This is a genomic window from Flexivirga sp. (assembly GCF_035551235.1).
GTDB lineage: Bacteria > Actinomycetota > Actinomycetes > Actinomycetales > Dermatophilaceae > Flexivirga.
This window is the reverse complement of the sequence record NZ_DASZNO010000039.1, coordinates 1-25,492: the sequence shown is the minus strand read 5'-3', so window position 1 is coordinate 25,492 and position 25,492 is coordinate 1. Positions and strand designations below refer to the sequence as shown.

The following is a 25,492-nucleotide window of genomic DNA, read 5'->3' as shown; positions in this document are numbered from 1 at the left end:
CTGAAGGGTCGTCGAATCGATTCGATCGAATCGATTCGATAGTCTGCTCCACATGCCAGTCGGAGGTCAAGCGGGAAACGGGCCAGCAGGCCGCGTCACCCTGCGTGATGTGGCCGAACTCGCCGGCGTCGCGACGTCGACCGCGTCCCTCGTATTCAGCGGGAACAAGCCGGTCGCGTCCGACACGGCCGAGCGGGTCATGGCCGCTGCCGCACAGCTCGGGTATGGCGGGCCGGACCCGACCGCGTCGTCGCTGCGGCACGGCCGCAGCGGTGTGATCGCGGCCGTGGTCGAGCGACGCATCCTGCATGCCTTCCGGGATCCGTATGTCGTGTCGGTGCTCGACGGCCTGTCCCAGGTCGTCGGCGACATGGGGTGCGGACTGCTGCTCCTGCCGGACACGGCCGAGGGGTATGGCGACAGCGGTCCACAGGTGTCGCGTGTCGCAGCAGACGCCGCGGTCTTCATGCTCTGCGGGGACGAGAACAACGTGCTGGCAACGCAATTCACCACCCGCGGCGTTCCGGTCGTCGGCACGGGGGCGCCCCGGGGTGCGGATGTGCAGGTGACGTCGGACGAGCGCGAAGCCTCCCGCAGCATCGCCCAGCTCCTGCGGGACCTCGGGCACCGCCGGGTCGGGCACGTGATGATGCCGCTGCGCTGGGGTGGCGACACGGGTGTCCGGAGCATCTCCGAGGTGCGGGCGAGCCATTTCCCGGACACCCGCGAGCGGGCGATCGGCGTGCGTGACGTGTTCGCGAAGGCACCCCTCATCGAGGCGCAGGAGCCCGACTTCGACTCCGGGTACGCCGCTGCCCGGCTGTTGCTGGACGGCGACCGCCCGCCGACCGCGATCGTCGCGCAGAGCGACCTGCTGGCGGCCGGCGTCGTGCAGGCAGCGCTCGACCGTGGCCTGCGGGTGCCCGAAGACCTGTCCGTGACCGGCTACGACGGTGTCTCGCTGCCGTGGTTCCCGCGGACCCTCACCACGATCGACCAGCACCCGATCGACAAGGGGCGCGCCGTCGGCGAGGTCGTGCGGTCGCTGCTCGCCGGCGAGGACGTGTCCGACGTCGTCGTGCCGGTGACGCTGCGGGTGGGTGACACGACCGGCCCGGCGCCGCGGGCGTGATCGCCCGGTCGCCGAGTGACGCTCGAAACGGCGATTGACGGCATTGCTGCGGCGTCAATGGCTGTTTGGTCCGTCAACGAGCGCCTCGGTGCGCGCGGACTTTGCCACCCGGTTGCGCGGAGCGCTCGGTTAAACTGGCGCCCAACACGACTGGCGAAGGGTGGGGCACCACCGGGGAGTGTGAGTTCGTCGTATCGCCCGCCTGGGTACGACTCCTTTCGATCGAGGAGTCGACTGATGGCCACTACTGCACAGATCCTGGACGGCACTGCGGTGTCCCGGAGGATCTTCGAGCACGTCTCGCAGAGGGCAGCGAATTTCATTGCAACACAGGGGCGTTCGGCATGCCTTGCCACCGTCCTGATCGGTGACGATCCTGCGTCCCACACCTACGTGCGGATGAAGCAGCGGCGCGCGCGGCAGCTGGGGCTCGAGTCCCGTCGTGTGCAATTGCCTGCAGCGACCACCACGGACGAAGCCGTCGCCGCCGTGCGCGCACTGTCCGAGGACGACACGGTCGACGGCATCCTGGTGCAGCATCCGGCTCCGGCGCAGGTCGACGAGCTCGCGGTGTTCGAGGCGATAGCTCCGGAGAAGGATGTCGACGGTGTCACCATGCACAGCTTCGCGGCAATGGGACTGTCTGCGAACGGTTTTCACTCCTGCACCCCGGAAGGGATCATTCGCCTGCTCGACGCGTATGACGTGCCGGTCGCCGGCAAGCGGGTGTGTGTCGTCGGGCGCAGCGCGATCCTCGGCAAGCCGGTCGGGCTGCTGCTGTTGGCGAAGGACGCGACGGTGACCTTCTGTCACTCCCGCACGACGGACCTGGCTGCACGAGTGGGCGAGGCGGACATCGTGGTCGCCGCGGTGGGCCGTCCCGAGCTGGTCCGCGGCGCGTGGATCAAACCGGGTGCGGTTGTCGTGGATGCGGGGTACAACCCCGGCAACGTCGGCGATGTGGAGACCGCGGCCGCGGCGGCGCGGGCGTCATACATCACGCCGGTGCCCGGTGGAGTCGGTCCGATGACCATCGCGGTGTTGATGGAGCAGACCGTCTCGGCCGCGGAAAATCGGGTGCGGCAGACGAGCCCGCAGTCCTAACGTCGGGGCATGCGCCCACCCGATGCCGGCTTCGCCGATCCTCGTCTGGCGGTGCTCTACGACTTCTTCGATGACGACCGCAGCGATCTGGATGTCTACGAGGCGATCGTCGACGAACTCCGGGCCCGCAAGGTCGTGGACGTGGGCTGCGGAACCGGTTCTCTCGCAGTGCGATTGGCGGCACGCGGCATCGAGGTGATCGGTGTCGATCCGGCGGTCGCCTCTATCGATGTCGCATGCACCAAACCGTATGCCGACGGAGTCACCTGGCTCGAGGGCGACGCGACGACGTTGACCGGGCGGGTCGATGGCGCAGACCTGGCCGTGATGACGGGCAATGTCGCGCAGGTCTTTGTGGACGACGCGGACTGGGCGGCGACGCTGAGCGCCATACACGGTGCGTTGCGGGACGGCGGCTGGTTCGTCTTCGAGACCAGGCGACCCGAGATGCGGGCCTGGGAGCAATGGACGACGTCGCCGGCCGAGGTCGTGCTGCCCGACGGTCGGCGCGGCACGGACACGATGACGGTGACGGAGGTGGCACTGCCGCTGGTGACCTTCGAGTCGATGCTGACGCTCGCCGACGAGACGCTGAAGTCGGTGTCGACACTGCGTTTTCGGGAGCGTGCGGAGATCGAGGACGATCTGCGCCGGCACGGTTTCGAGGTCATGGACGTGCGCGATGCGCCCGACCGCCCGGGCAGGGAGTGGGTCTTCCTCGCACAACTCCACCGCGAGTGACGGCTTCTTCGCCGAGTGACGGCGAAATTGGACCGTCATTCGCCGAAGAAGCCGTCACTCGGCATGGGGTTTGTCACTGGAAGTCGCGGGACTTGGTTCGGACGTGGATCGTGAGGTGCTCCAGGCGATCGGCGAGCAGGTTGGTGACGCCGTCCTCAGAACGCTCGAGTATGCCGCGCACCACCATCGCCGGCGAGGCACGCGCGATGCGCCGGTAGCGGTGCCAAACGCCTTTGGACACAATGACATTCAGGATGCCGGTCTCGTCCTCCACATTGATGAAGGTGATGCCGCCGGCCGTCGCGGGGCGCTGGCGATGGGTGATCACACCGCCGACCTGCACCCGCCGGCCGCTGTGGAAACCCTTCAGCTGATCGATCGGCAGCACCCCGCGCGCATCCAGGTCCGCCCGGACATGCCGGATCGGGTGATCACCCGGGCTGATCCCGGTCGCCTGCAGGTCGTGCATCAGCAGCTCGCCGATGGACAGCTCCGGCAGCAACGGTGGCTGGTAGGGGACACGGACCGGCAACTGGTCACCGCGGATCGACGCCGCCTCCGCCGAGCGCCACAACGCATCCCGGCGTGACCCGGTCAGCGCATCGAGGGCACCGGACAGCGAAAGCGCCTCCATCTGCTCGGTGTCCAGATCGGCGCGGCGGGCCAGATCGGCGAGATCGCTGAAGGGACCGGACAGGTCGCGCGTCTGCACGATGCGCTCGGCGGCACTCTCGCCCAGAGCGGTGATGTCCGCGAGACCGAGCCGCACCGCGAAGTGCCAGTCGCGCCGGTGCTCCTGCCAGTCGGGGGGAGCATCGGAATCGAACTCGCCGATCTCCTCCTGCGAGTGGTCACGCAGGCACTCGTCGCTGCCGCCACGCCGGTCGACCGCGTCGGGGGAGTCAGGCTCGAGATCGGCGTGCACGCTGGAGCGCATCAGATCAGGCGACAGCACCTCGACACCGTGCCGACGAGCGTCGCCGGTGAGCGTCTGCGGCGAGTAGAACCCCATCGGCTGCGAACGCAGCAGACCCGCCAAAAACGCTGCAGGGTAATGCAATTTGAGCCATGAGCTGGCATAGACCAGCACCGCGAAGCTGAGCGCGTGCGACTCGGCGAAACCGAAATTGGCGAAGGCCTCGATCTTGTTGTAGATCTCCTCCGCGGTCTCCGGCGGTATGCCGTTGCGGGCCATCCCGTCATACAGCTTGGTGCGCAGGGAGTCGATGCGCTCGACGCCCCGCTTGGACCCCATGGCCCGGCGCAGCAGGTCGGCGTCGGCCGGACTGCAGTCGCCGACCGCGATCGCCATCTGCATCAGCTGCTCCTGGAAGAGCGGCACCCCCAGCGTGCGCTCCAGCACCGGCTCGAGCAGCGGGTGCGAGTAGGTGACGTCCTCCTTGCCGGTGCGGCGTCGAATGTAGGGGTGCACCGCGCCACCCTGGATCGGTCCCGGGCGGATCAGCCCGATCTCGACGGCGAGGTCGTAGAAGGATCGTGGCTTGAGCCGGGGGAGGGTGCCCATCTGCGCACGGCTCTCGACCTGGAAGACCCCGATCGAGTCGGCGCGGCACAGCATGTCGTAGACGCCTGGCTCGTTGCGTGGCAAGGTCTCGATGCGCCACTGCTCGCCGGTATGGCGCTCGACCAGGTCGAAGGTGTGCTGCAGGGCGGCCAGCATCCCGAGCCCGAGCAGGTCGAACTTCACCAGCCCCATCCACGCACAATCGTCCTTGTCCCATTGCAGGACAGTGCGATCCGTCATCCTGGCTCGCTCGATCGGACACACCTCGCTGACCGGGCGATCGGTCAGCACCATGCCGCCGGAGTGGATGCCGAGATGTCGCGGATAGCCCAGCACCTGCGTCGCCAGCCCGATCACCGGTTTGGGTATGTCGTGGTCGGCGCTGGATATCTCCGCACCCCAGCGCTCGACCTGCCGGGACCAGGCGTCCTGCTGTCCCTGGCTCGCGCCGAGTGCCTTGGCCATGTCACGGACGGCGTTCTTCGGGCGGTAGGTGACGACATTGGCGACCTGCGCGGCGTTGCGGCGCCCGTAGCGCTGGTAGACATGCTGGATGACCTCTTCACGCCTGCCGGAGTCGAAGTCGACGTCGATGTCGGGTGCTTCCTCGCGCAACTCGGACAGGAAGCGTTCGAAGGGCAACTCGTAGAAGAGCGGGTCGATCACCGTGATGCCGAGGACATAACAGACCGCGGACGCGGCAGCCGACCCACGACCCTGGCACAGGATGCCGCGGCTCTTGGCGAACTGCACGATCTCGTACACGATCAGGAAATAACCTGGAAAGTCTTTCTTCTCAATGACATCCAGCTCGCGCTCGATGCGTGCGTATGCCGCCCGGTTGTCCCGCGGGTAGCGCTCGGCCGCACCGCGCATCGTCAACTCGCGCAGCCAACTCATCGGGGTGTGACCGGCCGGCACCTCCTGGCGGGGGAGATGCGGGGACGCTGCGCGCAGGCTGAAGCCGAGGTCGTCGGCGAGCTCGACGGTCCGCTCGACCGCGCCCGGGAAGCGGCGCATCCGGTCCGCCATCTCGGCGCCGCTGCGCACGTAGGCCGCGCCGTGCACCGGCAGCCAGCTGTCCAGCTCTTCCAGGCTCCGTCGCGACCGGACCGCGGCCAGTGCGGTGGCCAGTGGGTATTGGTCAGGTCCGGCGTAGTGCACCGCATTGGTCGCGACGGTCAGTGCGCCGGCGGCATCCGCGACCTCGGCCAGCTGGTCGCAGGTGGTGCTGTCGGTCGGGTCGCCATGATCGGTCAGCTCGACGAAGACGTTGTTCTTGCCGAATAGCTCCTGCAGAGAACGCAACTCGGCGACAGCGGCACCATGCCCGTGGCGGGCCAGCGCCATCGGGACACTGCCCTTCCGGCAACCGGTCAGCACCACCCAGTGCCCGGCCGCCTCCTCGGCCAGGGCATGCAGGTCGTAGAGCGGCTTGCCCTTCTCGGCGGTGTCGGCGAGCTGGCCCTCGGTGATCGCCTTGGCCAGTCGCCGGTAGCCCTCGGCACGGCGCGCCAGCACCAGCAAGTGGCTGCCCTCAGGATCAGGTATGCCGTTCTGCGGGGCGGTCAGCCCCAGCGACAGCTCCGCGCCGAAAACGGTTGTCAATCCATAACTCTCGGCAGCCTCGGCGAACCGCACGATGCCGTAGAGCCCGTCGTGGTCGGTGATCGCGAGGCCGTGCAAGCGCTGTCGCGCTGCCTCGGTGACCAGGTCCTCGGGTGCTGCGGCGCCGTCGAGGAAGCTGTAGTGGGAATGCGCGTGCAGCTCGGCATACGGCACTACCGGACCGTCCTGGGCAGTCAGCTCCGCAGGGCGGAAGGGGTGCCGCTTGCGCGAGAATGCCGGTCCGTCCCCACTGTCGGCCGGACGCCCGCGCACGCTCCGGTCCTCCGGGCGTATGCCGCGGGACAACGCCTGCTCCAGCTGCGACCACGGTATGGCGGGGTTGCTCCAGCCCATCTCAGTCGTACCTTGCCTCGAGGAACCAGGTGTTGCCTTCGGCGAGCAACAACCAGGCGGCGGACTGGGTGTCGATCAGCTGAAAACGGTTGAGGCGCACGCGCTTTCGCCACCACCTGTGATGGATCGGCCACGGGCCGGCCCATTGCGCGACGCGACGACTTCCCTCGGGCAAGCGCAACCATGCGGGGTCCCCGCTGACCGCGCCGCGATCATCGACCGTGACCGGCTCGCCGACATCGGTGAGGACCTGCACCTGACTCGCACTGCTGAAGACGGTGGCCGGAGCCGGGCCGGGCACGGTGCCCGGCCAGGGTTGCTCGAGCCGGCGCTCGCGAGTGGTCGGCAGCGCATCTCCCCAGGGTCGAAGAACCCGGCGCTCGTGCAGCAGGCGACCTCCGGCGACGGTGCTGGTCAGGATGGCGTCATGGCCCAGCCGGTGCTGCAGGGTGGTGAGGGCGTGCTCGACCTTCTCGTCCGGGCGGTCACCCCACAGCCCCTGCGCGTGGTGCTCGGCGTTGTCGACGGACTCGGGGAGCACCTGCACCGAGAGCACCGACGCACCCAGCGAGTCGTCGTCGACGGTGGCTGCTTCGGCTGCGAGATCCTCCAATTGCCAACGGATCCGGTCCAGGACCTCGACACTGCCGAACTGCCAGGGATGCCGCCAGAGCCGCTCGAAGAGGGCATCCGGCTCGAGTTGCACGATGACCCGGATCTCGGTGCAGATCAGTGCGGAGCGGGTGAGCAGCTGGGTGAATTCGCTTGCCGCAGGCTCGCAGTGGGCGATGATCTGCTCGACCCGATCGGTGGCGGGGTCGAAGGTGACGTGCATGCCCAGCTGGGGTGGCACGATGCGTGGGGTCAGGATCGGTGCGTCCTCACCGCTGGCGAGCTGATGCGCGCGCAGGCCGGCTGCACCGAACCGGGCGTGCACCTGATCGCGCGGCAGCCCAGCCAGATCACCGAGCTTGCGAATCCCCATGCGTTGCAACAGATTTTCCAGCTTCTTGTCACAGGCGACGGCGACCGACAGGCCGGACAGGAAGTCTGCCGAACCGCCTGCCGGGACGATGCTCAGCGGCACCACTGTGGAGCTGGTGTAGGCGGCCTGCTCAGCAGCGAAGAGGCCGTCGGCGACGGCGACGCGCAGGTCGACCGGAAGGCGCAGCTCGTGCTCGGTGAAGTCGTGCAGGTGCGAGAGCAGCGCCTCCGCGGCTGCGCGTTCGCTGCCGTAGAAACGGCCGGCTCCCTGTGCACGCACCGCGGCGATGCCCGGGCGTACGACGTGCACGTCGGGGATCTTGTCCTCGACGGCGTGCAGCACCGGCTCGAAGGCCCGGGCCTCGGCCGCCACGTCATACGGCAGCACGATCAGCTCGGGGCACCGGTGCTGGGCCTGGCGGATGCGCAGCCCGACGGTGACACCCTCGAGCTTGGCCGCGGCGGAGCAGGCGACGACGAAGCCGCGATCGGTGAGGGCGAGCGCCTGGTCGGCGGCGATGCCCTGGGTGAGTCGCGCGGCCAGCACCGACCAGCCCGGGCACCACAGCAACATCACGCGGACCGGCGAGCTGGTGATCATGGCCGGACCGGTATGGCGAGGTCGACGTGCCGGGTGCGGTGCCGCTCGGTCGCCTCGAGACGCAGGGCGCCACCGGAGAGGTGGCCGTGCCCGGCATACAGGCCGTCCCAGCGCACGATCCGTCCGGTGAGCGTTGCAGCGGGCCGCGGCCAGGAGCCCAGGACCACCAGCGTGCTGCCGCCGGCTCGCAACCGGGCGAGTAGCCGGGACACCTCGCCGGGGGTGACGTGCTCGGGAGGCGCCGCGACGACCAGCGCGGTGACTTCGACCAGCGCCGCGACCACCGAGGTCCAGTCGTCGGGGGAGACATGGGGGATCAGGGCCAGCCGGTCGAGCCAGACCCCCCACTCCGCGGCGGCCTCGATGCCCAGGTCGGGCAGCCCGACGACACCACACCAGGATCCCGCCATCGAGGGGCCGGCGAGCAGGGCGAGTGCCGCGCTCATCGAGCCGTGCAGGGTGTAGACCGCACCGGCGCGCAGCCCGCGGGGGAACAGCTCGGTGAGAGCCGGAAGCACCGGGACACTGTCTGCCGCAGGGGACGTCTCGTGACGCTGCAGCAGCTCGTGCAACTCGGCAACCCGGGTCGCGGTGGAAGTGCTCATGCATTCATGATCGAACAGGTGTTCGACAAAGTCAATCGGGAGTACGCCGCGCGATGCGGTGGCCGGCGGGATCGACCGGAACGACATAATCGCCTGGTGATCGCTTCTGCCGCCTGGCGCACCCTGGCACGTGGCATGGTCGAGCTGGCGTATGCCGAAACAGGCACCGGTGATCACCCGGTGGTCCTGTTGCACGGCTTGGCCGGCACCGCCCAGGAGTGGTCTGCGACCCTACGCGCCCTCTCCGACACCCATCGGGTCGTCGCGCTGGAGCAGCGCGGCCACGGGCACTCCACGCGTATGCCGCAGGACGTGACCCGGGCGGCATACGTCGCCGATGTGGTGGCGTTGATCGAGCAGCTCGGCGGTGGCCCGGTGACGCTCGTCGGGCAATCGATGGGCGGTCACACCGCAATGCTTGTTGCAGCCGAAAACCCGTACCTGGTAAGGCAATTGGTGATGGTCGAAGCCGGTGTCGGCGGTGGCGGCGATGCGGCCACCGCACCGGTCGAGCAATGGCTGCGCAGCTGGCCGGCGCGCTTCCCGGACCGGGATGCCTTCATCGACTTCTTCGTGGGTGCCGACCGGGGCACCGCAACTCCGGCGGCCGGCGAGGCGTGGGCGGACGGGCTGCAGTTCGACGCGGGCGGCCTGGTGCCGTGCTGGGATGCGGACGTGCTGGTCGAGGCGCTGCGCGCCGTGCACGTGTTGCCGCGCTGGCGGGCGTGGGAGTCCGTGAGTGTTCCGACGCACCTGGTGGTGGCCGAGCACAGCGCCATACCGAGTGGGCAGGTGGAACGAATGCGTCGCGGCGCGCACGTCGAGTGCACCACGATCGCCGGCGCCGCACACGACATACATCTTGCGCAGCCGCAGGCGTGGCTGCGGGTCCTCGAGAGCATCCTGGACGCAGACGAGCCGGTCACCGAAGAACGGTGACCGGCTCGTCCGGGACGTTGTGGGAGCGTCAGCCGCCGGTGTTCTCGGTGGTGGCCGTCGGACGCTGGGACAGCTCGTCGTCGAGACGCAACAGGCCAGGACCGTCGTCGTTGATGAGCTTGACGCGTCCGACGATCTCGTCGACCGAAGCCTCCTCCTCGACCTGCTCGCTCAGGAACCACAGGAGCAGCGGACGGGAGTCGAGGTCGCCGGACTTCTCGGTTGCCGCATAGAGGTCGCGGATCGAGGCGGACACCTTCTGCTCGTGTGCGAGGGCGGCCTCGAAGACCGAGAGCACGGTCTTGGCGCTGACCTTCGGGGCGGCGATGGCACCGATCACCGGGTGGTTGGCGCGATCGCTGAGGTGGTCGATGAACTTGTTGGCGTGGACGATCTCCTCATCGGCCTGGTGCCGCAACCACGCGGCGATGCCCGGCAGGTCCTGATCCTCCATCTCGATTGCGAGCTGGCGGTAGACCATGGAGGACTCGAACTCCAGGGTGATCTGGGCGTTGAACTTCTTCTCAAGTGCGGAGCTCATCTTCATGGCCACCACAGTAGGTGGCAACGGCCCGCGTCACCACCAAAGTTTGCCTACCCACAGTTGGGAATGCCTCACCTCATTGGGGATTCGTGTGACGCGCGCGGGGCGCGAATCAGGCCCTCGGGATCAGATCGTGGGTCACTGCGTCGATCAGCCCGTGTGTGAGCCCGTGTGTCAGCCCGGTTGCACCAGTGACTGGTAGTCGGGGTGCCGGTCGATCCAGGCCTTGATGAACGGGCACTGTGCCACGACCGACCCCTCGCCCAGGGTGGCTCGCACGTCGTCGAGCGCGTATCGCGCGATGGCGGATCCGACGCCCTTGCCCTCGAACTTCGGGCTGACCTCGGTGTGCACGAAGGTGATCCGGTCGGCGGCGCGCTGGTAGACGGAGAACCCCGCGACCGCACCACCGATGCGAGCCTCGTAACGGTTCAGGTCGGGATTGTCGCGCACCGTGATGTCGTCACTCATGGGTACATCTTGGACCCCGCCGGCGCCGCACGTCATACGACGGGGGTGGGCGGCCGGTATGACGCGTGCGCTCGATTCCCCCTGTCGGTGGTGGGAGCTAGCGTACGAACGTGTCGATCATTGAGAGGTGACACGGATGGCTGACGTGGAGACCTGGCTGCTGTCGGGAGACCCATCGGTGCGCTGGCAGGTGATGCGCGATCTGACCGGTGCGTCGTCCGATCTCGTGACGGCCGAGCGCGCCCGGGTGGCCGAGTCGGGGCAGGGGAGACGACTGCTCGATCTGTATGCCGACGGCGCGTGGGCCGGCGGTGCCTGCTTCCCGGGCAAGGACTGGCGACCACCGGACGGGCCGGTTGGCGACCCGGACGGACAGCCCTGGACCGCCACACTTCCGACGCTGCGTCTGTTGCGCGAATTCGGTGTGGATCCTGCGGATTCGCGAGTGCGCGCGGCGGTTGACGGTGTGCGTGAGGGCTGTCACTGGGAGTATGACGGATCGGCGTTCTTCGACGGCGAGGTCGAGCCGTGCATCAACGGCGGCGCGGTGTCGATCGGTGCCTACTTCGGGCAGGACGTCGAGCCGATCGTGCGGCGGTTGCTCGGTGAGCAGTTGTCGGACGGCGGGTGGAACTGCGAGGCGGAGAACGGCTCGACGAGATCGTCGTTCCACACCACGATCTGCGTGCTGGAGGGTCTGCTCGACTACGAGCGCGCCGGGGGTGACGTCGATGTGACGGACGCGCGGCGGCGTGGTGAGGAATATCTGTTGCACCGCAAGCTATTTCGGCGGGCGAGCACCGGTGAGGTCGCCGACGAGGACTGGCTGCAGTTCTCCTTCCCGCCGCAGTGGCACTACGACGTGCTGCGCGGTCTCGACTACTTCCGAGCAGTTGGCGGCACACCGGATCCGCGGCTGGACGAGGCGATCGAGCACGTGCGCGCCAAGCAACAGGTGGACGGCAGCTGGCTGCAGGAGAACACCCACCCCGGCCTGATCCATTTCGAGCTCGAGGACGGCGACGGTCGCCCGAGCCGCTGGAACACGCTGCGCGCACTGCGTGTGCTGCGTTGGTATGACGGAACGACGGGCTGAGCGCTGATCCGGTGACTCCTACCGATCTGAGCGGTCGAAATCCGGCTGACAACGGCTCTGTCAGCACCGGCAGGGGCTTCCGTTGTACTGCACGGCGGCAGACAGATAGACAAGGGGAGTGACCGACGACCAGAGCGACCATTTCGTCCATGTTCGGGGCGCCAGCGAGCACAACCTCAAGAACGTCGACGTGGACCTGCCGCGTGATGCGATGGTCGCCTTCACCGGCGTCTCGGGCTCGGGCAAATCCTCCCTGGCGTTCGGCACTCTCTACGCCGAGGCGCAGCGCCGTTACTTCGAGTCGGTGGCGCCCTACGCACGCCGTCTGTTGCAGCAGGTGGGCGCTCCGCACGTGCAGGAGATCACCGGCCTGCCGCCGGCGGTGGCACTGCAGCAGCGCCGGGGTGCCGCCAGTTCACGTTCGACGGTCGGCACGCTGACCACGTTGTCGAACCTGATGCGGATGCTCTACTCGCGCGCCGGCACCTACCCCGAGGGCGCGTCGCGGCTGGCCGCAGAGGCGTTCTCGCCGAACACGACCGCGGGAGCCTGTCCGAGTTGCCATGGGTTGGGTGAGGAGCACGACGTCAGCGAGGAGCTGATGGTGCCGGACCGCTCGCTGACGATTCGGGAAGGGGCGATCGCCGCGTGGCCCGGTGCATGGCAGGGCGCCAACCTGCGCAGCATCGTGGCCGGGCTGGGCATCGATCTGGACACTCCCTGGAACAAGCTGAGCGCGGAGGATCGTGAGTGGCTGCTCTTCACCGAGGAGCAGCCGAAGGTGATGATCAAGCCGGAACCCGGCCGGGTCGACCACGGCTACTACGGCTTGTTCCGCAGCGCACGCACCCACGTCCACCATGTGCTGAAGACCTCCCAGAGCCAGATGATGCGCGACAAGGCGATGCGCTTCGTCCAGAGCGTGCCCTGTTCGGCCTGCAACGGCACCGGTTTGCAGGCCGACTCGCTGGCGGTCACCTTCCGCGGGTTGAACATCGGCCAGCTCAACGCGCTGTCGTTCGGCGACCTGGTCGCGCTGCTGCGTCCGGTGGCCGAGCTCGAGAAGGCAGGCGCAGCAACGTCGTCGGCCGACTCGGGGGAGGCGACCGAGGTCGCGGTGCGCATCTGCGCCGACCTCGTCGCGCGGATCCAGGTGCTGCTTGACCTCGGGCTGGGTTATCTCTCGCCCGGACGCAGCTCCACCACACTCTCGCCGGGGGAGGCGCAGCGGCTGCGCATCGCGACCCAGTTGCGCTCGGGTCTCTTCGGCGTCGTCTACGTGCTCGACGAGCCGTCCGCGGGACTGCATCCCGCCGATGCCGAGCCCCTGCTGGACGTGCTCGACACCCTGAAGTCCTCGGGCAATTCGCTGTTCGTCGTAGAGCACGACCTCGACGTCGTGCGTCGGGCCGACTGGATCGTCGACATCGGCCCGGGGGCGGGCGAGGGCGGTGGCGAGGTGCTCTACTCCGGGCCGGTCGCAGGCCTCGAGCACGTCGAGGGGTCGGTCACCGGCAAATACCTCTTCGGTCGGGCGGAGCCCGTCATCCGCTCCCAGCGCCAGCCCCACGGTTGGCTGCATCTGCGCGGAGTGACCCGCCACAACCTGCAGGACCTCTCGGTCGAGATCCCGCTGTGCGTGCTGACGGCTGTGACCGGCGTTTCCGGGTCGGGCAAGTCCACGCTGGTCACCCAGGTGCTCTCCGAGCTGGTGCGCCGCCATCTCGGGCAGGCACCCGATGACGCGGAGGACAACGACTTCGAGGTCGACGTCGACGACGTCACCGGCCTGGAGTCCTTCGACCGGCTCGTGCGTGTGGACCAGCGGCCGATCGGGCGCACCCCGCGCTCCAACCTCGCGACCTACACCGGGCTGTTCGACGCCGTGCGCAAGCTGTATGCCGCAACCCCGGAGGCGAGGCGGCGGGGCTACGGCGCGGGCCGGTTCTCCTTCAACGTTGCCGAGGGCCGCTGCGAGACCTGCCAGGGCGAGGGGTTCGTCTCGGTGGAACTGCTCTTCCTGCCCGGCACCTACGCACCCTGCCCATCCTGTCAGGGTGCGCGCTACAACGACGAGACCCTCGAGATCGACCACCACGGCAAGAACATCGCGGACGTGCTGTCCCTGTCCGTGGACGAGGCCGCGGACTTCCTGTCCGACGTGCCGGCTGCGGTGCGCAGCCTGACCACGCTGCGCGAGGTCGGCCTGGGCTACCTGCGACTCGGGCAGCCGGCGACCGAGCTCAGCGGTGGCGAGGCGCAGCGGATCAAGCTGGCGACCGAGTTGCAGCGAGCCCGCCGCGGGCATGCGCTCTACCTGCTCGATGAGCCCACCTCCGGGTTGCACCCCGCCGACATCGCGCTGCTGGTCCGCCAGTTGCATCGGTTGGTGGATGCGGGCAACACCGTGGTGCTGGTCGAGCACGACCTCGACACGATCGCCGGCGCCGACTGGGTCATCGACCTCGGTCCGAGCGGTGGTGACCAGGGCGGCCGGGTGGTTGCCACCGGGACGCCCGAGGAGGTTGCCAGTGCCGAGGGGAGCGCCACGGCGCCATACCTCGCCAAGCATCTCGCGCCGCGGTCCTGACCCGCGACGGTCTACGACGTCACTGCGGTGGCAGCACCGACTGCTGGCTGGGCAGCTGGTCCTGTCGGACCAACCCGACGGGACACGTCATACCGTTCGGGCCGTGGTTGCAGTAGCCACCGGGGTTCTTGTGCAGGTACTGCTGGTGGTAGTCCTCGGCGTAGTAGAACGGTCCCGCTTCGGATGCCGGCCGAATCTCGGTGCTGATCTCACCAAAACCGTTGTCGTGCAACACCTTCTGGAACGCCTCACGTGTGGCGACAGCCGCCTGCTCCTGCTCCGGCGTGGTCCAGTAGATCGCCGAGCGGTACTGCGTGCCGATGTCGTTGCCCTGCTGATTGGCCGTGGTTGAGTCGTGGTTCTCCCAGAAGGCCTTGAGCAACAGCTCCGGTGACGTCTTCGCCGGGTCGTAGGCCACAAGGACGGCCTCGGTGTGGCCGGTCCGGCCGGTGCAGGTCTCCTCGTAGGTCGGGTTCGGCGTGTAGCCACCCATGTAGCCGGCGGCGGTCGAGATGACGCCCGGCTGCTGCCAGAAGATCCGCTCGGTGCCCCAGAAGCAGCCCATGGCGACATACAGCAGTTGGGTGCCATCCGGCCACGGACCCTGTAGCGGGCTGCCGAGCACTTCGTGCTTCTCGGGTATGCCGGGCAGCTGGGCCTGGCGGCCGGGCAGTGCTTCGTCGGAGGACACCATCGAGGTCTTGCGGCCGAAGAGGAAGCTCATGCCATGCACAACGACCGGGCGGGCTGAAGCCTTCCCGGTCAGCAGTTCCGATAACCGGTCTTGGCTCGCAACTGTGCAGCGGTCGGGATGTAGTTGCAGTAGGTGACCTTCGACGAACTCCGGAAGAGGTAGGCGGTGTCCGCCACCACTCCGGCTCGCGTGCCGTTGTTCCACGCCATCGATCGCATGCCCCAGTAGAGGTTTGCCGAGGTGTTGCGGCCCTTGCCGGTATGCACGGTGACCGTCTTGCCGGCGCCGAGCCGGAAGGTCGACGGGAAGCGGTAGGTGTGCTTGTAGCCGCGGTCGCGGATCGTGTAGCCCGAGAGGCTGATCGTCTTGCGGGTGACGTTCTTGACCTGGACGTACTCGTTGTTGAGCCGGGTGTTCGTGTAGGGCATGTCCGCGCCCGGCTGGTCGGCGTAGAAACGCGCGAACTTCAACGTGGTCGCTGCGTCGGCGGGCGCTGCGAGGGGCAGCGTCATACCGATTGCGAGGGACGCGGCGGCGAGAACGGGCACAACAGGACGCATGACGATCGGTCTTTCGGCGAGGAGGGGGTACGGCGCACTCGCCGGGTAAAGAGATCGTAAAGGAAAGTCTCGACCGATGTTCAGCGAACCTGGAGAAAGGACGACAACGGCACCTCCGCGTCGGCGAGCCGGGCGGGGTCCACCCGGACACGACCGGTGATCAGTGGACGGATCTCGTCGATGACGTCCCAGGTGTTGACGTGCAACCCCGCGATCACATGGTCGTCGCCGTCCAGCCAGAACGCGATGAACTTCCGCCGCGGCAGGTCGCCACGCACGACCACCCGGTCGTGCGGCGACGCGTGTCCGACATACTCCATGCCGAGGTCGAATTGATCACTGAAGAAATACGGAAGATCAGTGAATTCCGTTGTGGCACCGAGCAATGACGCGGCGGCCGCCGTCGGCTGGTTCAACGCCGTCGCCCAGTGTTCGACTCGGATGCGACGACCCAGCACCGGATGATCGTGCGCCGCGATATCGCCGACCGCATAGATGTCGGGGTCGCTGGTCCGCAGGGCCGCGTCGACGACAACCCCATCGTCGATCGCCAGGCCGGCCGCCTCGGCCAACTCGACGTCGGGCGCAGCGCCGACACCGATGAGCACCGCGTCGGCCGGGACGACGCTGCCGTCCGTCAGGCTCACGCCCGCGGCAGCGCCGTTCCGGGTCTGGATGCCGGTGACGTGGACTCCCAGTCGGAGGTCGACGCCGTGGTCACGGTGCAGCTCGGCGAAGACCCGGCCCAGTTGTGGGCCGAGGACCGCCAGCAGGGGTAGCTCGGCGGCTTCCAGCACGGTGACGTCCGTGTCGGCGTCACGCGCGGTCGCAGCCACCTCCAAACCGATCCAGCCGCCCCCGATGACGACGAGTCGCCTCCCGGGGCCGAAGGATTCGCGGATGGCGTCGGCGTCCTGCCGGGTCCGCAACGTCAGCACCCCCTGTGCGTCCGCACCGGAGATGGGGAGTGTGCGCGGGGTCGACCCGGTCGCGAGCACCAGCTTGTCGTAATGGTTCGTGTCACCGGCCTCGGTGCGCACCTCGTGCCGCGCGGGGTCGATCGCGGTGACCCGGGTGCCGAGCTGCAGGTCGATCCGCTCGTCGTCATACCAACTGCGGGGGTGGACGACCGCCTTGTCGAACGTGCCGGCGTCAGCGAGGTAGCCCTTGGACAGTGGCGGTCGCTCGTACGGAAGCTCGGATTCCGCTGCGAACAGGGTGATTCCACCGGTGAAGCCGCGCTCGCGGAGTGCCTCGGCGGTCTTCGCTCCGGCGAGTCCGCCACCGACGATGACGACCTTGTCGAAGTCAGGCATGATGCACGCGTCCGTGGTCGCGCACGTGGCTCGCGCTGACCTGCGTATGACGAACGAGCGGCCGGTCGTAGACCGAGGCGAGCAGTGCCAGCACGAGGGCGGCCAGCAGCAGGCCGAAGTCACGCAGGGCGATGTCGTAGAAGCCGGAGAAGGTCAGCAGGTTGATGATGATGCCGGCCAGCCAGAGGGCGACGACGTAGGCGGCATACCGCGGCTTGAGCGCCACCATGATGCCCGCGACCATTTCGATCACGCCGACGACATACATGGCCGTCTGTGCCGAGAACGGCAGCAGGTCCACGATCCAGGAGGCCAGGTAGCCGGGCCAGTCGGGGTTGAGCACCTTCAGGAACTTGTCCAGGCCCATCCACAGCGGCAGCACCACGAATCCGATGCGCAGGATCCAGAACGCGGCGTATGCCGGCTCGCGACGTGCGCGGTCCAGTACCGACGAGCTCCCCGAGGACGGACCTGTTGTGGTGGTCATGACGGCTTCCCTTCTATCGTGCAAATATGCTTCTTTTAGAAAGATTCCTCCTGGTTGCGCGGTTTGTCAATCAATCTTGGCGATAGAAATGCGGGGGTCGGTTAGCGTTGTTCGATGGGCAGAACGGACCGAGCCAGCCTCCTCATCCACGTCGACCCGGCCACGGTCTTCGCGGCACTCACGGACCGCGATGCACTGGTGCGCTGGTTGCCTCCCAAGGGAATGCGCGGCCGCTTCGAGCGGTTCGATCTGCGCGACGGCGGTTCCTACCGACTGGTGCTGACGTATGACGATGCCTCCGCGTCGCCTGGCAAGACGTCAGCGGATGCGGATGTGTCAGAGGTCCGAATCACGAGACTCATCCCGAACGAGCGCATCGTCCAGGAGATCGAGTTCGAGTCCGATGACCCGGCGTTTCGGGGCACGATGCGGATGGAGTGGAGCCTGCGCGGAACCAGCGATGGGACGGACGTCGCGGTCGAGGCACGAAACGTCCCCGCCGGGATTCGAGCCCGTGACCACGCCGAAGGGATCACTTCGTCCTTGACCAACCTCTCCACCTATCTGGAGCCGTGACGACGACTGGTGTTTCGGATCGGCGTTGACCGCTCGGACGCGAGGTGAACGAACGGCGCAGCTCTCGGTAGCCTGTCCCGGTGCTGACCGTGCAAGACGCCCTCATCCGCCTCCAGAAGTTCTGGACCGATCGCGGCTGCATGATCGTGCAGCCCAACAACACCGAGGTCGGAGCGGGAACGATGAACCCCGCCACCCTGATGCGGGTGCTCGGGCCGGAGCCGTGGCGCGTCGCGTACGTCGAGCCGTCGGTGCGCCCCGACGACAGCCGGTATGGCGAGAACCCCAACCGCCTGCAGACGCACACGCAGTTCCAGGTCATCCTCAAACCGGAGCCGGGCAACCCGCAGGAGCTCTACCTGGAGTCGCTCGAGGCGCTCGACATCGACATTCACGCGCACGACATCCGCTTCGTCGAGGACAACTGGGCACAGCCGGCGATCGGCGCCTGGGGCCTCGGCTGGGAGGTCTGGCTGGACGGCATGGAGATCACCCAGTTCACCTACTTCCAGCAGGTCGGCGGGCAGAACCTCGACCCGATCCCCGTCGAGCTGACCTACGGCATCGAGCGCATCATGATGGCGCAGCAGGGTGTCTCGCACTTCAAGGACATGCAGTACGCACCCGGCATCACGTACGGCGAGGCCTTCGGCCAGCAGGAGTACGAGATGTCCCGCTACTACCTCGACGACGCCGACGTCGCGGTCAACCAGGACTTCTTCGATCACTACGTCGCCGAGGCGACGCGGATGATCGAGCAGCGGCTGCCCGTCCCGGCATACAACTATGTGCTGAAGTCGTCGCATGCGTTCAACGTGCTCGATGCCCGCGGCGCGATCTCGACCACCGAGCGCGCCAAGGCGTTCTCCACCATGCGTGGTCTGGCGCGTGATGTCTCGAAGCTGTGGGTCGAGCGACGCGAGGAGCTCGACTTCCCGCTCCTGAAGACCGAGGCGGCCAAGGTGCTGACCGGTTCCGCCGTGCGCCATCCGGCGGACGACCCCGAGGACGTCGACCTGACCGCGCTGCCGACCGACGACCAGACCCTGGCCGTCGAGATCGGTGTCGAGGAGCTGCCGCCGCACGTGGTCGACCAGGCGATCGACTTCGTCCGCACATCGCTCACCGAGCGCTTCGATGCGAGCCGGCTGACGCATGGCGCCATCGACGTCGTCGGCACCCCACGACGCATCGTGGCCACGGTCGCTGGGCTGGCCTCTCACGAGCCCGATGCCGAGAGCCTGCGCAAGGGCCCCAAGGTCGCCGCCGCGTATGACGAGAACGGCGAACCCACAAAGGCCGCACAGGGATTCGCGCGCGGGCAGAAGGTCGACCCGAGCGAGCTCGTCCGTGCGGAGTTCGACGGTGCCGAGCACGTCGCGGTGAAGATCTCCGAGCAGGGTCGCGACGTCCTGACCGTGGCCGGCGAGATCATCGCCGACATCGTCGAGGCGCTGCGCGCGGACAAGAACATGCGCTGGGACGACCCGCAGCTGTCCTACAGCCGGCCGGTCCGCTGGATCGTCGCGCTCTGGGGTGACGTGGTCGTGCCCGTGCGCGCGTCCGAGCTCACCGCCGGCCGCACCACCTACGTGCACCGCACCGACCCGGCGCCGCTGGTGCGGGTCGATGCTGCCGACCGGTTGCGCGCTGCGCTGGAGACACACGGGCTCGTCATCGACCCCGTGATCCGTCGGCAGCAGGTCATCGACCAATCGCGTGCTCTCGCTGAATCCGTCGGCGGGGCAATCGATTTCGATGACGAGTCGGCGCTCGTCGACGAGATCACGAACCTCGTCGAGCAGCCGCACGCGGTCCTCGGGAGCTACAGCGAGAAGCACCTCGAGCTGCCCGAGCAGATCCTCACCACGGTGATGCGCAAGCACCAGCGCTACCTACCGGTGCGCGATGCCGACGGCGCGTTGCTGCCCTACTTCGTCACCGTCGCCAACGGTGACTGCGACGACGAGTTGGTCCGTATCGGCAACGAGACGGTCCTGCGGGCGCGCTACGAGGACGCGGCGTTCTTCTACGACGCGGACCTCAAGCAGCCGCTCGCCGACCTGCGATCGGGCATCAGCAAGCTGACCTTCGAGAACCGCCTCGGATCGGTTGCTGATCGTGCCGACCGGATCAACGACGTCGCCCGCGAGATCGCCTCGCAGCTCGAGCTTTCCGCCGAGGATGACAAGACGCTGGCGCGCGCCGGTGAGCTCGCGAAGTTCGACCTGTCCAGCCAGATGGTGATCGAGCTGTCGTCACTGGCAGGCTTCATGGCGCACGAATACGCAACCAGGGCAGGGGAGTCGGCCGAGGTCGCGCAGGCGCTGTGGGAGATGGAGCTGCCCCGCTCGGCCGGTGACGCACTGCCGAAGTCGGTGCCCGGAGCGGTCCTGGCGCTCGCCGACCGCTTCGACCTGCTCACCGCGATGTTCGCCATCGGCGCCAAGCCGTCCGGATCGTCCGATCCCTTCGCGTTGCGTCGCGCGGCACTCGGCCTGGTGTCCGTGCTGCGTGGGCATCGTGAGCTCGGTGCGATCACCGTCGACGCCGGACTGAATGCAGCGGCGACTCGGTTGCAGCAACAAGGCATTGCAGTGTCCGACGAATCTGTCGCAGCAGCAAAGGAATTCATCGTCGGCAGGTTCGCGCAGCAGTTGCGCGACGAAGGCGTGCCGGTCGGCCTCGTCTCGGCGGTGACGCCGCTGGCCGCTGCTCCGGGCCTCGCGACGCAGGCGTTGGACGACATCGCGACTGCGCGGAAGGACGACCGCTTCCCGGCCCTGGTCGAGGCGGTTCAGCGCATCACCCGGATCGTGCCGGACGGCACCGCTGCGTCATACGACCGGGCGCTGCTGGCGTCCGACACGGAGAAGGCGCTCGTCATCTATGTCGACGAGTTGCCCGATCACGCGAACGACGCTCTGCCGCAATGGATCCCGGACGCCCTGCCGCTCGTCACGCCCCTGGCGAAGTTCTTCGACGACGTCATGCTGATGGCGGACGACAAGACGCTGCGCGCCTCCCGGCTCGGCCTGGTGCAGACCATCGTCGAGCGTGCGCCGCGTGGCATCGACTGGCGAGAGCTGAACTCGGCCCTCTAACGCTCCCTGAGGAGCCTGTGAGGTACGAGCAGGCGTCTCGAAGGGCTGCGCGCCTACTCGGTGCGGGCGAAGATCAGCGCGGTGTATGGCGGCAGCGTCACCGACGCGATCGGCGCACCGCCGTGGTCCTGTGCGTCCGCGTCACCGACCCACGTGCCGGTGAAATCGTCGCTGTAGACCGTGGCGTCGGTGTTGAGGATCAGTTTCCAGCGCCCCGCTGACGGGAACCGCACGCCGACGTTCTGGTGCGTGGCGCCGCTCAGATTGGCCACGACCGCGACGTCGTCACCGGCGCCGCCGTCCATCCAGCGGTGGTAGGCGATCACCTTGGCGTTCTCGTCGACGTGGAGCAGGTCGACGTGCGGGCCGGACAGGCCGCGCGTCGTGTTGTCGCCGTTGCGGCGGACCCGGATCAGGTCCTGGTAAAGCACTGCGATGCCGTGGAATTCGCTCAGGTCGGACCAGTCGAGCGGCACGTTGTCGCGGAACCACTCGTCCTGCAGGAACTCCTGGCCCATGAAGAGCATGGGGATGCCCGGGGCGGTGAGTGTGAGCGCCGCGCCGAGCGCCGATGCCTTCTGTGCCCGGACGCTGGTGGGGTCGCCCGGGTCGGCCTCCTGGGGCACCCGGGCCTTGCCGTTGGCGACCTCGTCGTGGGACTCCGTGTAGACCACGCGGGCGAAGGCGTCGCCATACGACCAGGTGATGGCGTCGGCGACCGACGCCATCGAGCGTTGCCCATCATCCGCGGGGATGATCGCGTCCCTGATCGGGTGGACGAAATGGTTGTCCCACTGCGCGTGGAACCCGGAACCGCCGTCCTCCATGGACGTCACCGCGGGGTCGCCGTGCAGGTCCTCGGCGATGGAGACGCAGTCGGGGAAGTCCCGGCGGATCTCGTCGTTGACCTCGCGGCACATGACGCGTCCCTCGGGGATGTTCTCCTCGGTCGCGTCGACACTGCGGATGTATGGCGTCATGTCCCAGCGCAATCCGTCCGCGTGGTAGTTGGCCAACCACATGCGCGCGTTGTCTGCGATGAACTGGCGCACCTCGTGGCGGCCGTAGTCCGGCCGCGTGTCGCCCCATGGTGTCTTCGACCGCCAGTCCTGGAAGAAGTAGATGCCGCCCTTGCCGTCCTCGCTCCAGCCGTCGAACTGCCACATGTCGAGGTCGGACGGGCCGAAGTGGTTGTAGACGACGTCGATGATCACGGCGATCCCGTGCCCGTGGGCGGACTTGACGAGTCGCTTGAGTGCGTCCGGCCCGCCATACGCCGACTCGACTGCGAAAACATGGGCTGGGTTGTATCCCCACGAGTAGTCGCCGGCGAACTCCATCAGCGGCATCAGCTGAATGGCGTTGATGCCCAACGCTTTCAGGTAACCGAGCTTGGTTGCGGCCTGGTCCAGCCGCCCGACACCGTCGCCGTCGGTGATGAACGATCCGACGTGCGTCTCGTAGATGACGAGTTCGTTCATCGGCGGGCAGCGGAAGTCGTCGTCGCTCCAGTCGAAGGCGCTGTCGTCGTAGATGATCCCGTTGCCCACCGAATTGGTGCACTGGCGCGCATAGGGATCGATCCGCTGAGAAACGTTGTCACCATTGCGGATCGCGAACTTGTACTCGTGTCCGGGAGTTGCGCCGGCGACGTCCCCGGCCCAGACGTCGCCGTTGCGGGTGAGCGGGTTGGCTGCGTCGTCCCAACTGTTGAAGTCTCCGACCACGGAGACGGACTCCGCGTGTGGGGCCCACACCTCGAACGAGGTGCCGTCATCGTGGGGGTGGGCTCCGAGCCCTCGGAAGTCGACATCGCTCATGGCCGCCACGATGCCAGATCGACGTGACCGTAATGTTGGATCATGACCACTGAGCAGCACGGCTTCTCCACGCGCGCCATCCATGCGGGACAGGAGCCTGACCCACGCACCGGGGCCGTCGTGCCCGCGATCTATCAGACCTCCACCTACAAGCAGGACGGCGTCGGCGGCCTGCGGGACGGTTACGAATACTCCCGCTCCGGCAACCCGACGCGCTCCGCCCTGGAGGAGTGCATCGCCGCATTGGAAGGCGGGGCAAAGGGATTCGCGTTCTCGTCCGGACTGGCCGCCGAGGACTGCATCATGCGCGCGATCCTGCGCCCCGGCGAGCACATGATCATCCCCACGGACGCGTATGGCGGCACGTTCCGCCTCGTCGACAAGGTGCAGAAGGTCTGGGGCGTCGACTACAGCCTGGCGAAGGTGTCGCAGGCGGACGCCATACGCGGTGAGATCCGGCCGGGCGTGACCAAGCTGGTCTGGCTGGAGACGCCCACCAACCCGCTGCTCGGCATTGCGGACATCGGCGCCATCGCGCAGATCGCGCACGAGGCGGGCGCACTGCTGGTCGTCGACAACACGTTCGCGTCGGCCTACCTGCAGCAGCCGATCAGCCTCGGAGCCGACATCGTCGTGCACTCGACGACGAAGTACTCCGGCGGGCACAGCGACGTCGTCGGTGGCGCCGTCGTCGTCGCGGAGAACATCGGGGTCGCGGAGTTCTCGGACGCGGCCGAGCGGATCGGCTTCCACCAGAACTCCATGGGCGCGATCGCCGGACCGTTCGACTCCTGGCTCGTGCTGCGCGGCCTGAAGACGCTCGCCGTCCGCATGGAGCGGCACTGCGACAACGCGGAGAAGGTGGTCGAATACCTGCGCGGTCGCAAGGACGTCACGCACATCTACTACCCGGGCCTGGACAGCCACCCGGGTCACGACATCGCCGCGAAGCAGATGCGCCGCTTCGGCGGCATGGTCAGTTTCCAGCTCGAGGGTGGCGAGCAGCATGCCGTCGACGCGATCGGCCGCACGAAGATCTGGACGCTGGGGGAGTCGCTCGGTGGCGTCGAATCGCTCATCGAGCACCCCGGTCGGATGACGCACGCCAGCGTCGCCGGCACCGAGCTCGAGGTCCCGGCGGACCTGATCCGGCTCTCGGTCGGCCTCGAGGACCCGGACGACCTGATCGCCGACCTCGCCCAGGCCCTCGACGGCTGAGTCCTCTGCGCGTCTTCCGGCGCGACTCCTCGCCGGGCGCCCGCGCCGTCCCAGGATCGAGCGGCATACATCCCGATTGAGCGGCGTACGAAATCTGCCTGATTTCGTACGCCGCTCAATGCGTTGGTATGCCGCTCGACGCGTCGACGCCTGCGCGACATACAAAAGGCATTGACGTCTCTGTAAACGCGATATATCGTCATCTCGAACTTGCGATATGTCGCGAAAAATGACGAGCCGGTTGTCAGTGGTCCGTGAGACCGTTGAACGGCAGGTCGGGACGAGGGAGACACGATGACCGACGCAGTCACAGCCGAGGGGCTGGTCAAGCATTACAAGGACGTGAAGGCCGTCGACGGCGTGAGCCTGCGGGTGCCCGAGGGCAGTGTGCTCGGCGTGCTCGGACCCAACGGTGCCGGCAAGACGACCACGGTGCGGATGCTCACCACGCTCATCCGTCCGGACGCAGGATCGGCAACGGTCGCGGGCGCCGACGTGCTGCGCGACCCGCAAGCCGTACGGCGCCAGATCGGGGTGTCCGGCCAATACGCCGCGGTCGACGAATACCTCACCGGCCGCGAGAACCTCGAGATGATCGGGCGGCTCTACCACCTCTCGCCCAAGGACGCCAAGGCGCGCGCGGCGGAGTTGCTGCAGCAGTTCCGGCTCGACGAGGCGGCGGGCCGTCCGGCCAAGACCTACTCCGGCGGTATGCGGCGGCGGCTCGACCTGGCGGGGGCACTGGTCGCCCGGCCGCCGGTGATCTTCCTCGACGAGCCGACGACCGGACTCGACCCGCGTGGCCGTGGCGACATGTGGGACGTCATCAACACCCTGGTCGGACAGGGCACTTCGGTCCTGCTGACCACGCAATACCTCGAGGAGGCCGACCGCCTGGCCGACAACATCGTGGTGATCGACCGCGGCCGGATCATCGCCGAGGGCACCGCCGACGAGTTGAAGGCACAGGTCGGTGGTGAGCGCCTCGAGGTCACCGTCGCCGACGGCGAGCGCCTCACCGAGGCCGGCCAGATCATGACCGCGGTCGGCGCCGGAGCGGTCGAGACCGACGCGCACACCCGCCGGCTGATCGTGCCGGTCACGGGTGGCACCCAGTCGCTGTTGCAAGCGGTCCGCAGTTTCGACGAGAGCTCGATCGCGGTGCAGGACATCGGGATTCGGCGGCCCACGCTGGATGACGCCTTCCTCAGCCTGACCGGTCACAAGGCCGAGTCCGACGAGGACCTCGAAGCGCTTGTGGGTGAGCCGGCATGAGCGAGCGCAGCGAGCGACCAAACGGGCTCAGGGCGAATGCCGACACCCGAGGAACGAGGGGTTCGGCATGAGTTCGCCGCTGGAGACGAAGGCCGCGACGCAGGCATCGCCGGCCGCGCGGGACGAGCTGCCCACGGGTAGCCTGATC

The 25,492-nt window shown here is 67.8% G+C and carries 20 protein-coding genes and 1 riboswitch; of the genes, 10 read left to right on the top strand and 10 right to left on the bottom strand.

Going from position 1 to position 25,492, the window contains the following annotated elements; translation table 11 throughout:
- Positions 1 to 52: 52 nt before the first annotated feature.
- The 3 genes from VG502_RS14340 to VG502_RS14330 all read left to right on the top strand — a co-directional run bounded on the left by VG502_RS14340 (position 53) and on the right by VG502_RS14330 (position 2,977).
- Positions 53 to 1,132: a LacI family DNA-binding transcriptional regulator gene (locus tag VG502_RS14340; RefSeq protein ID WP_325550753.1), complete on the top strand. Its 1,080-nt coding sequence runs from the start codon at positions 53 to 55 to the stop codon at positions 1,130 to 1,132.
- A 136-nt stretch (positions 1,133 to 1,268) separates the two neighbouring features.
- Positions 1,269 to 1,347: riboswitch (ZMP/ZTP riboswitch) on the top strand.
- A gap of 22 nt (positions 1,348 to 1,369) precedes the next feature.
- Positions 1,370 to 2,236, top strand: a complete 867-nt coding sequence (locus tag VG502_RS14335) for a bifunctional 5,10-methylenetetrahydrofolate dehydrogenase/5,10-methenyltetrahydrofolate cyclohydrolase (RefSeq protein WP_325550752.1) — start codon at positions 1,370 to 1,372, stop codon at positions 2,234 to 2,236.
- A gap of 9 nt (positions 2,237 to 2,245) precedes the next feature.
- The gene (locus tag VG502_RS14330) at positions 2,246 to 2,977 is read left to right on the top strand and encodes a class I SAM-dependent DNA methyltransferase (protein ID WP_325550751.1); all 732 of its coding nucleotides are present in this window, start codon (positions 2,246 to 2,248) and stop codon (positions 2,975 to 2,977) included.
- A gap of 73 nt (positions 2,978 to 3,050) precedes the next feature.
- Here VG502_RS14330 and VG502_RS14325 read toward each other — a convergent pair whose 3' ends face one another.
- The 3 genes from VG502_RS14325 to VG502_RS14315 are packed head-to-tail and all read right to left on the bottom strand — an operon-like array spanning position 3,051 to position 8,654.
- Positions 3,051 to 6,464, bottom strand: coding sequence for an error-prone DNA polymerase (locus VG502_RS14325; RefSeq protein WP_325550750.1), 3,414 nt, complete (start codon positions 6,462 to 6,464; stop codon positions 3,051 to 3,053).
- Between the two features lies 1 nt (position 6,465).
- Complete coding sequence (locus VG502_RS14320) at positions 6,466 to 8,049, bottom strand: DNA polymerase Y family protein (RefSeq protein WP_325550749.1); 1,584 nt, start codon at positions 8,047 to 8,049, stop codon at positions 6,466 to 6,468.
- Entirely contained in the window at positions 8,046 to 8,654 is a 609-nt protein-coding gene (locus VG502_RS14315) for a hypothetical protein (protein ID WP_325550748.1), read from the bottom strand. The genes VG502_RS14320 and VG502_RS14315 overlap by 4 nt, the downstream gene beginning before the upstream one ends.
- Positions 8,655 to 8,750: 96 nt before the next feature.
- Here VG502_RS14315 and VG502_RS14310 point away from each other — a divergent pair, with 96 nt between their 5' ends.
- Complete coding sequence (locus tag VG502_RS14310; protein WP_325550747.1) at positions 8,751 to 9,593, top strand: alpha/beta fold hydrolase; 843 nt, start codon at positions 8,751 to 8,753, stop codon at positions 9,591 to 9,593.
- 28 nt (positions 9,594 to 9,621) lie between these two features.
- Here the strand turns inward: VG502_RS14310 and VG502_RS14305 are convergent, their stop codons facing one another.
- Together VG502_RS14305 and VG502_RS14300 are read right to left on the bottom strand one after the other, a co-directional pair.
- Positions 9,622 to 10,140 carry a ferritin gene (locus VG502_RS14305; RefSeq protein WP_325550746.1) on the bottom strand — a complete coding sequence of 173 codons (519 nt, stop codon included), beginning with the start codon at positions 10,138 to 10,140 and terminating at the stop codon, positions 9,622 to 9,624.
- A 171-nt stretch (positions 10,141 to 10,311) separates the two neighbouring features.
- A complete protein-coding gene (locus VG502_RS14300) occupies positions 10,312 to 10,608 on the bottom strand; it encodes a GNAT family N-acetyltransferase (protein ID WP_325550745.1) in 297 nt (98 codons plus the stop codon).
- Between the two features lie 136 nt (positions 10,609 to 10,744).
- On the opposite strand from VG502_RS14300, the gene VG502_RS14295 reads away from it, so the two are divergent.
- A complete protein-coding gene (locus tag VG502_RS14295) occupies positions 10,745 to 11,704 on the top strand; it encodes a hypothetical protein (protein WP_325550744.1) in 960 nt (319 codons plus the stop codon).
- 118 nt (positions 11,705 to 11,822) lie between these two features.
- The gene (uvrA, locus tag VG502_RS14290) at positions 11,823 to 14,294 is read left to right on the top strand and encodes an excinuclease ABC subunit UvrA (RefSeq protein ID WP_325550743.1); all 2,472 of its coding nucleotides are present in this window, start codon (positions 11,823 to 11,825) and stop codon (positions 14,292 to 14,294) included.
- Positions 14,295 to 14,313: 19 nt separating this feature from the next.
- On the opposite strand, the gene msrA is transcribed toward uvrA, so the two are convergent.
- From msrA to VG502_RS14270, 4 genes are all read right to left on the bottom strand, one after another.
- Positions 14,314 to 15,018: a peptide-methionine (S)-S-oxide reductase MsrA gene (gene msrA / locus VG502_RS14285; RefSeq protein WP_325550742.1), complete on the bottom strand. Its 705-nt coding sequence runs from the start codon at positions 15,016 to 15,018 to the stop codon at positions 14,314 to 14,316.
- Between the two features lie 38 nt (positions 15,019 to 15,056).
- Positions 15,057 to 15,548: a lamin tail domain-containing protein gene (locus VG502_RS14280; protein WP_325550741.1), complete on the bottom strand. Its 492-nt coding sequence runs from the start codon at positions 15,546 to 15,548 to the stop codon at positions 15,057 to 15,059.
- An 80-nt stretch (positions 15,549 to 15,628) separates the two neighbouring features.
- Positions 15,629 to 16,864 (bottom strand): NAD(P)/FAD-dependent oxidoreductase, encoded by a 1,236-nt coding sequence (locus VG502_RS14275; RefSeq protein WP_325550740.1) that lies wholly within the window; start codon positions 16,862 to 16,864, stop codon positions 15,629 to 15,631.
- On the bottom strand, positions 16,857 to 17,351 hold the full coding sequence (locus VG502_RS14270; RefSeq protein WP_325550739.1) for a DoxX family membrane protein: 495 nt from the start codon (positions 17,349 to 17,351) through the stop codon (positions 16,857 to 16,859). The genes VG502_RS14275 and VG502_RS14270 overlap by 8 nt, the downstream gene beginning before the upstream one ends.
- A 114-nt stretch (positions 17,352 to 17,465) precedes the next feature.
- On the opposite strand from VG502_RS14270, the gene VG502_RS14265 reads away from it, so the two are divergent.
- Together VG502_RS14265 and VG502_RS14260 are read left to right on the top strand one after the other, a co-directional pair.
- Positions 17,466 to 17,927: an SRPBCC domain-containing protein gene (locus VG502_RS14265; protein ID WP_325550738.1), complete on the top strand. Its 462-nt coding sequence runs from the start codon at positions 17,466 to 17,468 to the stop codon at positions 17,925 to 17,927.
- 80 nt (positions 17,928 to 18,007) lie between these two features.
- Positions 18,008 to 21,031, top strand: a complete 3,024-nt coding sequence (locus VG502_RS14260; protein WP_325550737.1) for a glycine--tRNA ligase — start codon at positions 18,008 to 18,010, stop codon at positions 21,029 to 21,031.
- Between the two features lie 53 nt (positions 21,032 to 21,084).
- Here the strand turns inward: VG502_RS14260 and VG502_RS14255 are convergent, their stop codons facing one another.
- Positions 21,085 to 22,851, bottom strand: a complete 1,767-nt coding sequence (locus VG502_RS14255) for an alpha-amylase family glycosyl hydrolase (RefSeq protein WP_325550736.1) — start codon at positions 22,849 to 22,851, stop codon at positions 21,085 to 21,087.
- 42 nt (positions 22,852 to 22,893) lie between these two features.
- On the opposite strand from VG502_RS14255, the gene VG502_RS14250 reads away from it, so the two are divergent.
- Complete coding sequence (locus VG502_RS14250; protein WP_325550735.1) at positions 22,894 to 24,069, top strand: cystathionine gamma-synthase; 1,176 nt, start codon at positions 22,894 to 22,896, stop codon at positions 24,067 to 24,069.
- Between the two features lie 294 nt (positions 24,070 to 24,363).
- A complete protein-coding gene (locus VG502_RS14245; RefSeq protein WP_325550734.1) occupies positions 24,364 to 25,344 on the top strand; it encodes an ATP-binding cassette domain-containing protein in 981 nt (326 codons plus the stop codon).
- Positions 25,345 to 25,492 lie beyond the last annotated feature (148 nt).

Bases quoted from the DNA above. Each gene is read 5' to 3' on its own strand.
- VG502_RS14250 (WP_325550735.1), top strand. From the start codon at position 22,894: ATGACCACTGAGCAGCACGGCTTCTCCACGCGCGCCATCCATGCGGGA.
- VG502_RS14320 (WP_325550749.1), bottom strand. From the start codon at position 8,049: ATGATCACCAGCTCGCCGGTCCGCGTGATGTTGCTGTGGTGCCCGGGC.
- VG502_RS14300 (WP_325550745.1), bottom strand. From the start codon at position 10,608: ATGAGTGACGACATCACGGTGCGCGACAATCCCGACCTGAACCGTTAC.
- VG502_RS14330 (WP_325550751.1), top strand. From the start codon at position 2,246: ATGCGCCCACCCGATGCCGGCTTCGCCGATCCTCGTCTGGCGGTGCTC.
- VG502_RS14255 (WP_325550736.1), bottom strand. From the start codon at position 22,851: ATGAGCGATGTCGACTTCCGAGGGCTCGGAGCCCACCCCCACGATGAC.
- VG502_RS14245 (WP_325550734.1), top strand. From the start codon at position 24,364: ATGACCGACGCAGTCACAGCCGAGGGGCTGGTCAAGCATTACAAGGAC.
- VG502_RS14325 (WP_325550750.1), bottom strand. From the start codon at position 6,464: ATGGGCTGGAGCAACCCCGCCATACCGTGGTCGCAGCTGGAGCAGGCG.
- VG502_RS14270 (WP_325550739.1), bottom strand. From the start codon at position 17,351: ATGACCACCACAACAGGTCCGTCCTCGGGGAGCTCGTCGGTACTGGAC.
- VG502_RS14295 (WP_325550744.1), top strand. From the start codon at position 10,745: ATGGCTGACGTGGAGACCTGGCTGCTGTCGGGAGACCCATCGGTGCGC.
- VG502_RS14305 (WP_325550746.1), bottom strand. From the start codon at position 10,140: ATGAAGATGAGCTCCGCACTTGAGAAGAAGTTCAACGCCCAGATCACC.
- msrA (WP_325550742.1), bottom strand. From the start codon at position 15,018: ATGAGCTTCCTCTTCGGCCGCAAGACCTCGATGGTGTCCTCCGACGAA.
- VG502_RS14340 (WP_325550753.1), top strand. From the start codon at position 53: ATGCCAGTCGGAGGTCAAGCGGGAAACGGGCCAGCAGGCCGCGTCACC.
- VG502_RS14265 (WP_325550738.1), top strand. From the start codon at position 17,466: ATGGGCAGAACGGACCGAGCCAGCCTCCTCATCCACGTCGACCCGGCC.
- VG502_RS14280 (WP_325550741.1), bottom strand. From the start codon at position 15,548: ATGCGTCCTGTTGTGCCCGTTCTCGCCGCCGCGTCCCTCGCAATCGGT.
- VG502_RS14315 (WP_325550748.1), bottom strand. From the start codon at position 8,654: ATGAGCACTTCCACCGCGACCCGGGTTGCCGAGTTGCACGAGCTGCTG.
- VG502_RS14335 (WP_325550752.1), top strand. From the start codon at position 1,370: ATGGCCACTACTGCACAGATCCTGGACGGCACTGCGGTGTCCCGGAGG.
- VG502_RS14275 (WP_325550740.1), bottom strand. From the start codon at position 16,864: ATGCCTGACTTCGACAAGGTCGTCATCGTCGGTGGCGGACTCGCCGGA.